This is a genomic window from Arthrobacter sp. HS15c (assembly GCF_040812005.1).
Taxonomy (GTDB): domain Bacteria; phylum Actinomycetota; class Actinomycetes; order Actinomycetales; family Micrococcaceae; genus Arthrobacter.
This window is the reverse complement of record NZ_JBFOHM010000008.1, coordinates 277058-291341: the sequence shown is the minus strand read 5'-3', so window position 1 is coordinate 291341 and position 14284 is coordinate 277058. Positions and strand designations below refer to the sequence as shown.

Below are 14284 nucleotides of genomic sequence, written 5' to 3'. Positions count from 1 at the left end.
ACAGGCCCCAAGCGGGGGGAGGTGAGCTGAATGAACACCGGATGCTGCGGCGATGGCTGCTGCGACGACGAGCAGGACTGCTGCTGACAACGCTCCCTGCCCGACCTGCCAGACAACAGATGGAACAAAAGGACAACCATGGATTCAGTGAAGAACCTTCCTGTTGCAGTGATCGGCGCCGGCCCTGTTGGCCTGGCGGCCGCGGCGCACCTGTTTGAGCGCGGCCTCGAGCCGCTGATCTTCGAAGCCGGCCCGACGGCGGGCGCCTCCATCGGCCAATGGCGCCATGTCCGGCTGTTCTCACCCTGGCGGTTCAACCTCGACGCCGCCGCCGTCCGCCTGCTTGAAGCGGCCGGCTGGGCATCGCCACGGCCCACCGCCCTTCCCTACGGCGGGGAACTCATCGACAACTACCTGGCGCCGCTGGCTGCACTTCCCGAGATCGCTTCCCGGTTGCAGACCGGCGCCCGCGTGATCGCTGTGACCCGGCAGGGCCTGGACAAAACCCACGTCCGGGGCCGCGACGCCACACCCTTCGTCGTCCGCGTCGAACATCAGGACGGCGAAACACGCGACCATACCGTCGCAGCGGTCATCGACGCCTCGGGCACCTGGTCCCGCCGCAACCCGCTGGGCACGTCCGGCCTGCCCGCCATCGGCGAGGAAGCAGCAGCTGAACGGATCTCCGCGCCGCTTCCCGACGTCACCGGCCGGGACCGGGTAGCCTTCGCAGGCCGCCGGGTCCTGGTGGTCGGCGCGGGCCACTCCGCCGCCAATACCCTGATCAGCCTCGCCGACCTTGCCAAGGACGAGCCGGACACCCGGATCCTCTGGGCGGTCCGCGGAGCGTCCGCGGAGAAGGTCTTCGGCGGCGGGGACGCCGACGGGCTTCCCGCGCGGGGCCAGCTCGGCGGACGGGTCCGCCGCCTCGTGGAGGCCGGCAGCATCGAACTGCACACCAGCTTCGGCATCGCTTCGCTCAAAGCATTGGATTCCGGCGTGACGGTCGAAGCGGTGGACGGCCGCACCCTGGACGCGGACGTCGTGGTGCCCTGCACCGGCTTCCGCCCTGATCTGGAGATCCTGCGCGAGCTCCGCCTCAACCTTGATCCGGCCGTCGAAGCGCCGGTGGAGCTGGGCCCGCTGATTGACCCCGAATTCCACTCCTGCGGCACCGTCCCGCCGCACGGCGCGAAGGTCCTGGCCCACCCGGACAAGGACTTCTACATTGTGGGGATGAAGTCTTACGGACGGGCACCGACCTTCCTGCTCGCCACCGGCTACGAACAGGTCCGCTCTGTCGTGGCCGCCCTGGCCGGTGACCGTGAGGCAGCCGATACCGTCCACCTCGAGCTCCCTGAGACCGGCGTCTGCTCCACCGACGCCGGCACCAGCTGCGATGTCCTGGCAGCTGCCACGGTAAATTCCGCAGAGACCGGCTGCTGCTCCGCTCCGGAACCGGTGCTGGTAGGCTTCCCCACCGGACTGTCCCACGGACGATCCGGCAGCAACTGAACAGTCGTACAAAAGAAAGCACACTGATGTCCCAGGAAACCGGCAGCACCCCCAACGCACCGTCTGTGCTTTTCGTCTGCAGCAAGAACGGCGGCAAGTCCCAGCTCGCGGCCGGCCTCATGAGCCAGCTGGCCGGTGGAACGGTCAGGGTCTACTCCGCAGGCACCAAACCGGGAAGCTCCCTCAATCCCCAGGCCGTGGACTCCCTGGCCGAACTGGGCATCGACATCGTCGGCGAACACCCCAAGCCCGTCACGGACGAGGTCCTGAACGGTGTGGACGCCGTCATCGTCCTGGGTACCGAGGCAAAGCTCGAACCGCGCGACGGCACCCGCTTCGAGGTCTGGGAAACGGATGAACCCTCCGAACGGGGCATCGAAGGAATGGAACGCATGCACCTGGTCCGGGACGACATCAAGGCCCGGGTGCAGAAGCTCTATGCGGAACTCACCGCGAAGTAGCGCTCAACCCGGCTTGATGTTCTGGTTCAGGGTGAAGAAGTTCGTGGGGTCGTACTTGTTCTTGAGTGCTTTGAGCCGGTCGTACTTAGCGGCACCGTAGGCCTGCCTGACGCGCTCCTCGCCCTCTTCCATCAGGAAGTTCACGTAGACGCTGGTGTGGTGGGGTGCCAGGGCAGACCAGTAGTCACGCGCCCATTGCCGCTCGGCATCGAAGCCCTCGGCGGTCTTGCTGTTGCCGTTGATGTTGAACGTAAACCCGGCCTGGCGGCCATTGAAGGCCGTGGCACCATCGTCGATCCGCCCCACTGCGCCGCCCATCTGCCACAAAGCGATGCTGGTGACAGGCGAGGTGATGCGGCTGCCGTGCTCGGCCACGATGTCGATGACGTCGTCGCTGAGGGCTGCCACGTCACAGGACCTGACGTAATAATGCCAGCCGTGCGGGAATGACGGATCGAACGTCCGCTGATGTTCCAGGAACGGCTTCGGCCGGCAAAAGTCCAGCACGGGCGAACCGAATTCCTTGAGCGGCCGCAGGACCCGTTCGCCCTCCTCGACCGGTCCGGCGTAACAGGCCGTGATAGCAAGGACGCGCTTGCCCACCAGCTCCGGCGGGACAATCGGCAACGCCGGTGCCCTTCGCTGCACGGCGATGGTCATCAGCTCGTCTGGGCAGTCCGCGATCCAGTCCCGGTAAAACCGCAGCACCTCCGGGGCGTCTTCCATCGCCCAGAAGACCGGACCTGCCATCACATAGGGGCCCAGGGGGCAGAGGCGGAACTCGAACTCAGTGACGATGCCAAAATTTCCGCCACCGCCCCGTACTCCCCAGAAGAGGTCGGCGTTCTGGTTTTCACTGGCCGTGACCAGTTCGCCGTCGGCAGTGACCATGTCAACGGACAACAGTTGGTCAATGGTCAGTCCGTACTTGCGCATGACCCAGCCGATGCCGCCGCCCAGGGTAAGGCCCGCCACGCCGGTGTGGGTGACGATTCCGGACGGAACGGCCAGACCGAACTCCTGCGTCTCGCGATCGAGCTCACCGAGCAGCACGCCCGCCTGGACTCGGACCGTGCGTGCCTCGGGATCCACCCGTATCCCTTTCAGCGGCCCGAGGTCGATGACCATGCCGCCGTCGCACACGGACAATCCGGGGAAGCTGTGTCCGCCTGCCCGCACAGCGACGAGCTGGTCCTGCGCGCGGGCAAGGCGGAGGGCGGCGCGAACATCTGCGACGCCGGTGCAGCGGGCAATGAGGCCGGGACGGCGGTCAATCGATCCGTTCCACACCTTGCGGTGCTCGTCGTAGCCGGCGTCATCCGGGCGGACGAGGTCGCCCCGAAACGATGCCTGCAGCTCGTCGACAGCGCCGCCGTCGATCTCCGTACTTTGTGCCATGGGACTCACGGACCTCTCGCTCTTCCAGCAGAGTCCCACCGTTGGCACGAACTGGCAAGGGGAAATCGCGGGCTCCCGGGCACCCCGTCCAAGAAGGCTGGGCCTAGCTGACTGCCTTCTTCACGAGCTCAATGACTCTCGCCTCATCCGCGGCGGTGAGTTTAGTCAGGGCGTAGGAGGTGGGCCACATGTTGCCCGTCGTCAAGGTTCGCGGGGTCGCTAAATCCGAGCGTCGGATACCGGGCCTTGAATTTGTCCGCGGGCTGGAAGAAACAGACCACCTTGCCGTCCTTGGCATAGGCAGGCATCCCGTACCAGGTCTTCGGCGCGAGTTCGGGCGCATTGTCCCTGATGATGGCGTGCAGCCGTTCGGCGATGGCGCGGTCCGAGTCCGCCATTTCGGCGATCTTCCCGAGCACATCGCTTTCGCCATCCGGTTTGGCGGCGCCGGCACCCTTTCGCGACGCGGACTTGAGTTCCTGGGCCCGTTCCTTCATCGCGGCGCGTTCGTCCGCATCGAATCCCTCGTAGGACTTGGTGCTGGAGGCTGGCTTCTCTGTCATTTCGGATTCCTTATGTCATGGTCTGGTAAGACCCACGCTAGTGTCCGTACGCCAGGGCGGCTTCTCCAGAACTGCTCGAAGTTGAACCCTCAGCCGGCGGAGGATTCTTTCGCCGGGGCTGTGCTTTGGCGTACCACCAGTTCCGGGGTAAACACCACGGCGCGGTGCCGCGGGTTCTCGGACTCCACTTCTTCGGCCAGCAGTTCAATGGCGGTTCGCCCCAACGCCTCGGTGGGCTGGCGGATGGAGGAAAGCGGCACCACGGCGGAGACGGCAAAATCGATGTCGTCGTAGCCGATCAGGGCAATGTCTTCGGGAATTCTCAGCGTATGCGTCATGGTCAGCGACTGCATGACGCCCAGGGCCAGGAGGTCGTTGGCGCAGAAGATGCCGTCCGGCAAGTTTCCGCGCTCCACCAGCATGTTGCCCACGCTTCGGCCGGCCAGCACCGTCTGTCCGTCCGAGTCAAGGACCTCCAGGGTGGCGTCGGGTTCCTCCTTCACAGCGCGTTGCGCGCCCTGCAGACGGTCCGCCACCTGGCGGATGGACGTGGGGCCTCCCACAAAGGCGAGCCGACGGCGGCCGGTGTCCAGCAGGTGCCGGGCAGCCAGGTAACCGCCGGCGTCGTCGTCCACTGACACGGAACTGTATTTGCTCTCGTCGGCCAGCCGGTCCACCAGGACGGTGGGCACGCCGCGCTCACGGAGCAAATCAAGCCGCTCGGTGATGTCGCCCACCGGGGAGATGAGAAGGCCCTGTACGCGCTGCTCCTGGAACAGGTCGATGTAGTTTGATTCGCGGCTGGCATTGTGGCCGCTGTCGCCCAGCAGCACGGCGCTGCCCTGAAGGGCCGCGGCGTCTTCGGCGGCCCGCACCACTGAGGTAAAGAACGGGTTGCCCACGTCGAGGACAATCAGCCCGATGGTCCGGCTCTGGCCGGCGCGCAGCTGGCGGGCGGCATCGTTGCGGACGAAGCCAAGTTCATCGATGGCCCGCAGCACCCGCTCCTTGGTCCGCTGGGACACCCGGTCCGGATAGTTCAGGACATTGGAGACCGTGCCCACGGCAACACTGGCGTGGTTGGCGACGTCTTTGATGCTTGCTGAGCGATTCATAATTCTCCGTGCTTATATGCCGTGTGAAGCACTTTTCCGCAGTCCCGGATCGCTGTTTGGAAATTGCTTGACACCTACTTGACTTCAAGAGTACTTTGAATCGTAACAATGAAACGATTCAAAGTTTGGAAAGTTCAGGAGAGTCGCAGATGAGGGTGTGTTTCCGCTCCTCGGTCCAGCCGGGGCTGATCGAAGAATACAAGCGGCGCCACGCTGCCGTGTGGCCGGAGATGCTCCGTGCCTTGAAGGACGCCGGCTGGACCAACTACTCGCTGTTCCTGGGCGAGGACGGGCTCCTGGTGGGCTACGTCGAATGCGACGATTTCGACGCCGTGCGGGCCCGGATGGCGCTGACCGAGGTCAACGCCCGCTGGCAGGCCGAGATGGCCACCCTGTTCAACAACCCGGACCAGGCACCCGACGAAGGGTTCCAGGTCCTCGAGGAAGTCTTCAACCTTGACGACCAGCTGACGGCGGCGGAGTCCACCGCCCGCTGAGGCTGACCGGCTCCAGCAGCGGGGCCGCAGCAACACCACCCATACCGCAGTAACAAAGACCGGAAAGAACCCATCATGAATGACGTAGCAACGGCGCTGGGCAGGCTCGGGGAGCTTGCTATCGAGGTCCCTTCGTGGGCTTATGGAAATTCAGGCACGCGTTTTAAGGTGTTTGGCACGCCGGGTACCCCGCGGACGGTGCAGGAGAAGATCGCTGACGCCGCCAAGGTGCACGAGCTGACCGGCCTCGCGCCCACCGTTGCCCTGCACATTCCGTGGGACAAGGTGGACGACTACGCCGCACTGAAGGAATACGCGGCGGGCCTGGGCGTTGGCCTGGGCACGATTAACTCCAACACGTTCCAGGATGACGAGTACAAGTTCGGTTCGCTGACGTCCTCCAACGAGACAGTGCGCCGCCGGGCGATCGCGCACCACCTGGACTGCATCGAGATCATGCACGCCACGGGTTCGAAGGACCTGAAGGTCTGGCTGGCGGACGGGACGAACTACCCGGGCCAGGATGACATGCGCGGACGCCAGGACCGGCTCGCCGAATCGCTGCAGGAGATCTACGCAGCGCTGGGGGATGAGCAGCGCCTGGTCCTGGAGTACAAGTTCTTCGAGCCGGCCTTCTACCACACCGACGTTCCGGACTGGGGCACTTCCTACGCGCAGACCCTCGCCCTGGGCGAGAAGGCTTTTGTTTGCCTGGACACCGGCCACCATGCGCCGGGCACCAACATCGAGTTCATCGTGATGCAGCTGCTGCGCCTGGGCAAGCTGGGCTCCTTTGACTTCAACTCCCGCTTCTACGCGGACGATGACCTGATCGTGGGCGCGGCCGACCCGTTCCAGCTGTTCCGCATCATGCACGAGGTCATCCGCGGCGGCGGCTTCGGCAAGGACTCCGGTGTGGCGCTCATGCTGGACCAGTGCCACAACCTGGAGGAGAAGATCCCGGGCCAGATCCGCTCGGTCCTGAACGTCCAGGAAATGACGGCCCGCGCCATGCTGATCGACACCGCTGCGCTGACGGAAGCCCAGCGTTCCGGCGACGTCCTGGCCGCCAACGGCGTGTTCAACGATGCCTTCTACACCGACGTCCGGCCCATCCTGGCCGAATGGCGTGAATCCCGCGGCCTGCCCGCGGACCCGATGGCCGCCTTCAAGGCCAGCGGTTACCAGAAACAGATCAACGAGGACCGCGTCGGCGGCCAGCAAGCCGGATGGGGCGCATAAAAGATGAGTAAGACAAACGCTAACAATGCCGTCGAGGCCCTGATTTCCCGTTCCAACCGCCTGGGTGCGGACAAGCGGAACACCAACTTCGCCGGCGGCAACACCTCGGCCAAGGGCACGGAGAAGGACCCGGTGACGGGCGAGGACGTCCAGCTGTTGTGGGTCAAGGGCTCCGGCGGGGACCTCGGCACGCTGAAGGCGGGGAACCTTGCGGTGCTGCGCCTGGACCGGCTGAACGCCCTGAAGAACGTCTACCCGGGCGTTGAACGCGAAGACGAGATGGTGGCTGCTTTTGATTACTGCCTGCACGGCAAGGGTGGCGCCGCGCCGTCGATCGATACCGCCATGCACGGCCTGGTGGACGCCGCACACGTGGACCACCTGCACCCGGACTCCGGGATCGCCATTGCAACCGCGGTGGACGGCGAGGCCCTGACCTCCAAGATCTTCGGCAACAAGGTGGTCTGGGTGCCTTGGCGCCGGCCCGGTTTCCAGCTTGGCCTGGACATTGCCGCGATCAAGGACGCCAACCCGCAGGCCATCGGCACCATCCTGGGCGGCCACGGCATCACCGCCTGGGGCGAAACGTCCGAAGAAGCCGAACAGAATTCGCTGTGGATCATCGACGAGGCCGAGAAGTACCTCCGCGAAAACGGCAAGGCCGAACCCTTCGGTGCCAAGCTGCCCGGCTTCGGCGCGCTGCCGGAGGCGGAGCGGAAAGCGAAGGCCGCCGCACTGGCACCGGTGATCCGCGGGCTGGCGTCCACTGACAAGCCGCAGCTGGGGCACTTCAGTGATGACGCCGTCGTGCTTGACTTCCTGGAAGCCGCCGAGCACCCGCGCCTGGGTGCGCTGGGCACGTCCTGCCCGGACCACTTCCTGCGCACCAAGGTCAAGCCGCTGATCCTGGACCTGCCGGCGGAGGCCTCGATCGAGGATTCCATCGCACGGCTGCAGGAGCTCCACACCGCCTACCGGGAGGACTACCAGGCCTACTACGACCGCCACGCCGACGCCGAGTCCCCGGCGCTGCGCGGCGCGGACCCGGCCATCGTGCTGGTCCCGGGCGTGGGCATGTTCTCCTTCGGCGCCAACAAGCAGACCGCCCGGGTTGCCGGCGAGTTCTACATCAACGCCATCAACGTCATGCGCGGTGCCGAGGCGATCTCCACGTACGCCCCGATCGAGGAATCCGAGAAGTTCCGGATCGAATACTGGTCGCTGGAGGAAGCCAAGCTGGCACGCCTGCCCAAGCCCAAGTCCCACGCCACCCGCATCGCGCTGGTGACCGGTGCGGCGTCGGGCATCGGCAAGGCCATCGCCACCCGCCTCGCCGCGGAAGGCGCCTGCGTGGTCATCGCGGACCTGAACCTGGAGAACGCGCAGGCAGTCGCCGAGGAGCTCGGCGGCGCTGACGTCGCCATCGGCGTCCAGGCCGACGTCACTGACGAGGCCCAGGTCATCGCAGCCATCGACGCAGCGGTCCTGGCGTTCGGCGGGCTTGACCTGGTGGTCAACAACGCCGGCCTGTCCATCTCCAAGCCGCTGCTGGAGACCACGGAGAAGGACTGGGACCTGCAGCACAACGTGATGGCCAAGGGCTCCTTCCTGGTGGCCAAGGCCGCGGCCAGGGTCATGATTGCCCAGGACATGGGCGGGGACGTCATCTACATCTCCTCCAAGAACTCGGTCTTCGCCGGCCCGAACAACATCGCCTACTCCGCCACCAAGGCAGACCAGGCCCACCAGGTCCGGCTCCTCGCGGCCGAACTGGGCGAATACGGTATCCGCGTCAACGGCATCAACCCCGACGGCGTGGTCCGCGGCTCCGGTATCTTCGCCGGCGGCTGGGGCGCCAAGCGCGCCGCGGTCTACGGCGTGGACGAGCAGGAACTGGGCAAGTACTACGCCCAGCGCACGCTGCTCAAGCGCGAAGTCCTGCCCGAACACGTAGCCAACGCCGCCGCGGTCCTGACCAGCGCCGAGCTGTCCCACACCACCGGACTCCACATCCCCGTGGACGCCGGTGTGGCAGCAGCCTTCCTGCGATGACCGACCATTCACTGATGAGGAACGCAGCACAGAACACCGCCCCGGCCACCGCCGGGGCGGTGTTCGCCGCAGTCGACATCGGCGCCTCCTCCGGCCGGGTCATCCTCGGCCGGGTCCTCGACGGCGGTGCCGCCGGGAGCGTGGAGCTGGAAGTGGTGCACCGGTTCCCCAACGGTGTGGTGGAGATCGACGGCGGCCTCCGCTGGGATTTCGACGCCTTGTTCGCCGAGGTGCTCAAAGGCCTTGCGGCCGCCGCCACCGTGGCGGCCGTGCAGGACGAAACGATCACCAGCATCGGGATCGACACGTGGGCCGTGGACTACGGGCTGGTCAATACGGCCGGCGAGCTCACGGCCCAGCCGTACAGCTACCGCGATGACCGCAGCCGTGCCGCCGTCGCACCCGTGCACCGGAAACTGGACCCTGCGCGGCTCTACGGGACCACCGGCCTGCAGTTCCTGCAGTTCAACACGCTGTACCAGCTGGCCACCGAGCCGGACCTGGACGGTGTGCAGGCACTGCTCATCCCGGACCTGATCGCGTTCCTCCTGACGGGGCAGCGCCGGACGGAAGCGACCAACGCCTCCACCACCGGCCTGTTCGACGCCGTCGCGGGGGAGTGGGCCACCGAGTTCCTGACCGCGCTGGGCCTGCCCAAGAAGCTGTTCCCGCCGCTGGTGCAGCCGGGCGAAACCGTCGGCACGCTGCTGCCCAGTGTCGCGTCGCGGGTGGGCCTGCCGGCCGGCACCAAGGTGGTGGCCGTCGGCTCGCACGACACCGCGTCCGCCGTCGCCGCCGTCCCCGCGCAGGAGGAGAACTTCGCCTACATCTCTTCCGGCACGTGGTCCCTGGTGGGGTTGGAACTGAAGCATCCGGTCCTGACCGAAGCCAGCCGCGAGGCGAACTTCACCAACGAACGGGGCGTGGACGGCACCATCCGCTACCTGCGCAACATGGGCGGGCTCTGGCTGCTCAGCGAATGCCAGCGCTCCTGGGCCGCGGAAGGATTCACCCCGGAACTGACGGCGCTGCTCACGGCCGCCGCCGCGCTGCCCCCGGGCGGGCCACAGATCAATCCGGACGATTCCTACTTCATCGCCCCGGACAACATGCCCGAGCGCATCCGCGCCGCCGTCCGCCGCACCGGGGACATCCTGCCCGATGACCCCGCCGCGATCACCCGCTGCATCATGGACAGCCTCGCCACCGGCTACGCACGCACCATCCGCGACGCCGAACGCCTCGCCGACCGCACCGTGGACGTGGTCCACGTGGTCGGCGGCGGATCGCAGAACAGGCTCCTGTGCCAGCTCACGGCCGACGCCACCGGCAAACGCGTCATCGCCGGTCCGGTGGAAGCCACCGCCCTCGGCAACGTCCTGGTCCAGGCCCGGGCCGCCGGCCAGGTCACCGGAGGCCTTCCGGAACTGCGAAGCCTCGTGGCCGGTTCGCACGGGCTGCAGAGCTTCACCCCGGAGCTCTCGCGGCTGTAGGTTTTGGACAGCGCTCCGCCTCGCTCGAACGTACACTTGGCGCCCTCATCGCAGGGCGCCAAGTGTACGTTCGCGCGTTAAAGCCAGTGCCGGGATGCTCGATCAGCGGGCTTTGGAGCGGCGGCGGGAAATCGCTTGCCCAAACCCCTGTTGTCAGCTGGTGTATTCCCCTAGGATCTAATCCCGTGCGCACAGAACATACCCTCGTCTACGATGCCCCTGCCACCGACTGGCTTGAGGCCCTGCCGCTGGGAAATGGACGGCTCGGAGCCATGGTTTTCGGCGGTCCGTCGCTTCCGGGAAGTCTGGCGCGCGAGCACCGCTTCCAGCTCAACGACGGGTCCGCCTGGTCCGGTTCGCCGCACAGCCAGGACCTCGAACCACACTTCAGCCGGGAACGGGCCGACGCCATCCTGGCCGAATCCCGGCGGCAGATCCGGGACGGCGACTACGCCGCTGGGCACGAGACCCTCAAGGAACTGCAGCACCGGCATTCCCAGTCCTACCTGCCGTTCGCCGATCTCTTCCTCACCATTGGGCTCTCCGGCGACTCCGGTGCCGCGAACCCTGCAGCCGGCGGGGATCCCGCCTACAGCCGTTCCCTTGACCTCGCCCGCGCCGTCAATTCCACCAGCTACGAGGTGGACGGCCACGCCGTCAGCGTAGAGGCCTTCGCGTCCCACGAGCCGTCGGTCCTGGTGATTTCGGTGGAAACCGACGCGCCGCAGGGCCTTGACCTCGCCCTCCGCCTGGACTCGCAGCTGCGCATCCTTCGCCGCGCCGGAGCACCGGCGTCCGGCCCGTCGTCGGCCTGGCTTGAACTGAAGCTGCCCAGCGATGTGCCGCCGTCCCACGACGGCGGCGCGGTGGAGTATTCCGACGACGATTCCCTCAGCCTGCAGGGCGCCGTTGCGGCGGCTTGGGAGCATAACGGCACCGAAGAAGGAGCGGACGACAGCGGCCTGGCCGCCACGGGCGTCCGCCGCGCCGTCCTGTACGTCACCACGGAGACCACGTTCCGCGGGCAGGGCCGGCAGCCCGAGGGAACAGCGGCGGAGGCAGCCGTCGCCGCCCGCGGAACCCTGGCTGCCGCCATGGCCACCGGGCAGGAGGCGCTCCTCGCCCGCCACGAACAGAGCCACGCGGAGCTCTACAACAGCTGCAGCATCACCGTGGACACTCCGGCATGGCAGGGCACCAACACCGGCCACCGCCTGGAGAAGGCCAACACCCATCCGGACGGGCCGCTGGCCGCAGACCCCGGACTGGCGGCACTGCTCTTCAATTACGGGCGCTACCTGCTGATTTCCAGCTCGCGGACCGGGGCGCCGGGCTCCCGCGGAGGAAGCGCCTGGCGCGGGACGCCGGCCAACCTGCAGGGCATCTGGAATGACCGGCTGCAGGCCCCGTGGAGCTCCAACTTCACCACCAACATCAACCTGCAGATGAATTACTGGGGAGCCGAGCCCACCGGCCTGGCCGCGTGCGCCGGGCCCCTGTTCGCGCTCATCGGGGCCTTGCAGGAAACCGGCGCGGCCACCGCCCGGGAGTATTACGGCGCCCGCGGCTGGGCCGTGCACCACAACTCGGACATCTGGGGTTACAGCAAGCCCGTGGGCCACGGAGCGCACTCGCCGGAATGGTCTTACTGGCCGGTGGCCGGGCTGTGGCTGGTCCGCCACCTGTGGGAGCACCTCCAGTTCGGGGCACAGGGCACAGAGTCCACACGAGCCTTCGCCCGCGACACAGCCTGGCCCGCCATCCGCGGCGCGGCCGAATTTGCCCTGGACCTGCTGGTGGAGTTCCCGGACGGAACGCTGGGAACCAGCCCGTCGACGTCGCCGGAAAACAGTTTCACGGCGCCGCTCCCCGGCGGAGGCACCAGCCGGGCCGCCGCCGCCGAATCGGCCACCATGGACCTGACCCTGATCCGCGACGTGTTCCTGGTGCTGGGTTCCCTCGCCGGTGAGCTGGGACTGGAAACGGACCCGGTGGTGGCCGAGGCCCAGGCGGCTCTGCCGCGGCTCCCGGAGCCAACAGTTGGCCGGAATGGCAGGCTGCGCGAGTGGCTCGCCGACCCGGAGGAGTGGGAGCCTGAGCACCGCCACGTCAGCCATCTCTACCTCGCCTACCCCGGCGACTCGCCCCTCACGCCGGAACTCGAATCCGCCGTGAGCGCCAGTCTGGACGGCCGCGGCGACGAATCCACCGGCTGGTCGCTCACGTGGAAAATCCTGCTCCGGGCCCGCCTCCGCCAGCCCGGGAAAGTCAGCGACCTCCTCCGGCTGTACTTCCGGGACATGGCCACAGACCGAGGCGGCCAAAGCGGTGGACTGTATCCCAACCTGTTCGGGGCGCACCCGCCGTTCCAGATCGACGGCAACCTCGGCTTCGTGGCCGGCCTGGCTGAATGCCTGCTGCAGAGCCACCGCACGTCCGGCGGTGTGCCCGAGATTGAACTGCTGCCGGCCTTGCCGCCGGAACTGCCCGACGGCGCCGCGCACCGGCTGCGCGCCCGCCCGGGCGTGGAGGTGGACCTGGAGTGGAAGGGCGGCCGGCTGGCCCGCGCCACCCTTACGTCGCCGAAGGCCCGGAACGTGCTCATCCGCTGTGGCGACGCCGTCCAGGAGCTTCACCTGGAGCCGCTTCAGGCAACAGTTCTGAACCTGGCGTCCTTTAGCCCGGCGGGGGCGTCCGCATGACGTAGGATCACCGAAAAGTTCCAGGAGCCTTCCCGCCAAACCAGACCTGACAGGACCTTCAGCACCATGCCGCTTTTCGACCTCCCCCTTGCCCAGCTCCGTGGCTACACCTCAGCAGTCACGCCGCCGGAGGACTTCCAGGCCTTCTGGGACGCCACCATCGACGAGGCCCGGACTTTTCCGCTCAACGCCACGTTCGAGCCCGTGGAGAACTACCTGACGGTCATCGACACGTTCGACGTGACCTTCGCCGGGTACGGCGGGGCTCCCATTAAGGGCTGGCTGCACCTCCCGGCGAACCGTCCGGCAGGAAGCCGGCTGTCCGTCGTGGTGCAGTACATCGGTTATTCCGGCGGCCGCGGACTGGTCAACCAGGACACCAAGTGGGCCCAGGCGGGCTACGCGCACTTCATCATGGACACCCGCGGCCAGGGCTACGGCGGAACGCTGGGGGAGACGGCGGATCCGCACCCCTCCGCGGGCGAGGTGGCCCACGCAGGGCTCATGACCAGGGGAGCGGGCAGCCGCGAGGACTACTACTACCGCCGCGTCTACGTGGACGCCTTCCGCGCCGTCGAGGCCGCCCAGTCCCACCCCGAGGTGGATTCCTCCCGTGTGGTCCTGGCAGGCGTCAGCCAGGGCGGCGGCATCGTGGTGGCCGTCGCCGGGCTGGTGGCAGGACGGCTCGACGGCGTCATCGCCGCGCTGCCCGACGTCCCCTTCCTGCAGGACTTCCCCCGCGCCATCGACATCACGCCCCGCGGGCCCTACCCGGAGATCGCCGCTTTCCTGGGCCGGCACCGGGACCGGTACGAGCACATGCTCTCGGTCCTGAACTATTTCGACGGCGTCAACCTGGCCCGGTCGGCCACGGCCCCGGCGCTGTACTCGGCCGCCCAGATGGACGACATCTGCCCGCCGTCGACAGTCTTCGCCAGCTTCAACGCCTACGGTTCGGGCAGCGCGGACGCCTCAGGCACGGGGGCCGCCAAGGACATCGAGGTCTACCGGTTCAACAACCACGAAGGCGGCCAGGAATACCACTGGATCAAGCAGCTGCAGTTCCTGCGCAAGCTCGCGGGCTGACCGACGGGCCCAACGACACCACGACTAACACCCCGCGAACTGGCAGATAATGACGCCTCCGGACGGATTTGGGGTCATTATCTGCCAGTTCGCGCCGTGGTTAAGGGCGGATTTGCGTCCGGAGCGATGCCGCGGTTATGGTCTTGGCTATGACAAACCG

At 67.1% G+C, this 14284-nt stretch carries 10 protein-coding genes and 1 pseudogene; 8 read left to right on the top strand and 3 right to left on the bottom strand.

Annotation, left to right across the window (positions count from 1 at the left end; all coding sequences use genetic code 11):
• Nucleotides 1–138 precede the first annotated feature (138 nt).
• Both ABV518_RS15420 and ABV518_RS15415 read left to right on the top strand, forming a co-directional pair.
• Nucleotides 139–1515: an FAD-dependent oxidoreductase gene (locus ABV518_RS15420; RefSeq protein WP_367768209.1), complete on the top strand. Its 1377-nt coding sequence runs from the start codon at nt 139–141 to the stop codon at nt 1513–1515.
• Nucleotides 1516–1541: 26 nt separating this feature from the next.
• Nucleotides 1542–1976 carry a low molecular weight phosphatase family protein gene (locus ABV518_RS15415; protein ID WP_367768206.1) on the top strand — a complete coding sequence of 145 codons (435 nt, stop codon included), beginning with the start codon at nt 1542–1544 and terminating at the stop codon, nt 1974–1976.
• Between the two features lie 3 nt (nt 1977–1979).
• Here ABV518_RS15415 and ABV518_RS15410 read toward each other — a convergent pair whose 3' ends face one another.
• From ABV518_RS15410 to ABV518_RS15400, 3 genes and pseudogenes are all read right to left on the bottom strand, one after another.
• A complete protein-coding gene (locus tag ABV518_RS15410; protein ID WP_367768204.1) occupies nt 1980–3374 on the bottom strand; it encodes an FAD-binding oxidoreductase in 1395 nt (464 codons plus the stop codon).
• A 103-nt stretch (nt 3375–3477) separates the two neighbouring features.
• A pseudogene (locus tag ABV518_RS15405) lies at nt 3478–3937 on the bottom strand (iron chaperone).
• Between the two features lie 89 nt (nt 3938–4026).
• On the bottom strand, nt 4027–5052 hold the full coding sequence (locus tag ABV518_RS15400) for a LacI family DNA-binding transcriptional regulator (protein WP_367768201.1): 1026 nt from the start codon (nt 5050–5052) through the stop codon (nt 4027–4029).
• Nucleotides 5053–5201: 149 nt separating this feature from the next.
• On the opposite strand from ABV518_RS15400, the gene ABV518_RS15395 reads away from it, so the two are divergent.
• From ABV518_RS15395 to ABV518_RS15370, 6 genes are all read left to right on the top strand, one after another.
• Nucleotides 5202–5549, top strand: a complete 348-nt coding sequence (locus ABV518_RS15395; RefSeq protein ID WP_367768198.1) for an L-rhamnose mutarotase — start codon at nt 5202–5204, stop codon at nt 5547–5549.
• A gap of 75 nt (nt 5550–5624) precedes the next feature.
• Entirely contained in the window at nt 5625–6791 is a 1167-nt protein-coding gene (gene rhaI, locus ABV518_RS15390) for an L-rhamnose isomerase (RefSeq protein ID WP_367768195.1), read from the top strand.
• 3 nt (nt 6792–6794) lie between these two features.
• Nucleotides 6795–8843: a bifunctional aldolase/short-chain dehydrogenase gene (locus tag ABV518_RS15385; RefSeq protein ID WP_367768192.1), complete on the top strand. Its 2049-nt coding sequence runs from the start codon at nt 6795–6797 to the stop codon at nt 8841–8843.
• Between the two features lie 14 nt (nt 8844–8857).
• Entirely contained in the window at nt 8858–10336 is a 1479-nt protein-coding gene (locus ABV518_RS15380) for a rhamnulokinase family protein (protein WP_367768188.1), read from the top strand.
• 185 nt (nt 10337–10521) lie between these two features.
• Nucleotides 10522–13038 (top strand): glycoside hydrolase N-terminal domain-containing protein, encoded by a 2517-nt coding sequence (locus ABV518_RS15375; RefSeq protein ID WP_367768185.1) that lies wholly within the window; start codon nt 10522–10524, stop codon nt 13036–13038.
• A gap of 66 nt (nt 13039–13104) precedes the next feature.
• On the top strand, nt 13105–14124 hold the full coding sequence (locus tag ABV518_RS15370) for an acetylxylan esterase (RefSeq protein ID WP_367768182.1): 1020 nt from the start codon (nt 13105–13107) through the stop codon (nt 14122–14124).
• Nucleotides 14125–14284: the final 160 nt, after the last annotated feature.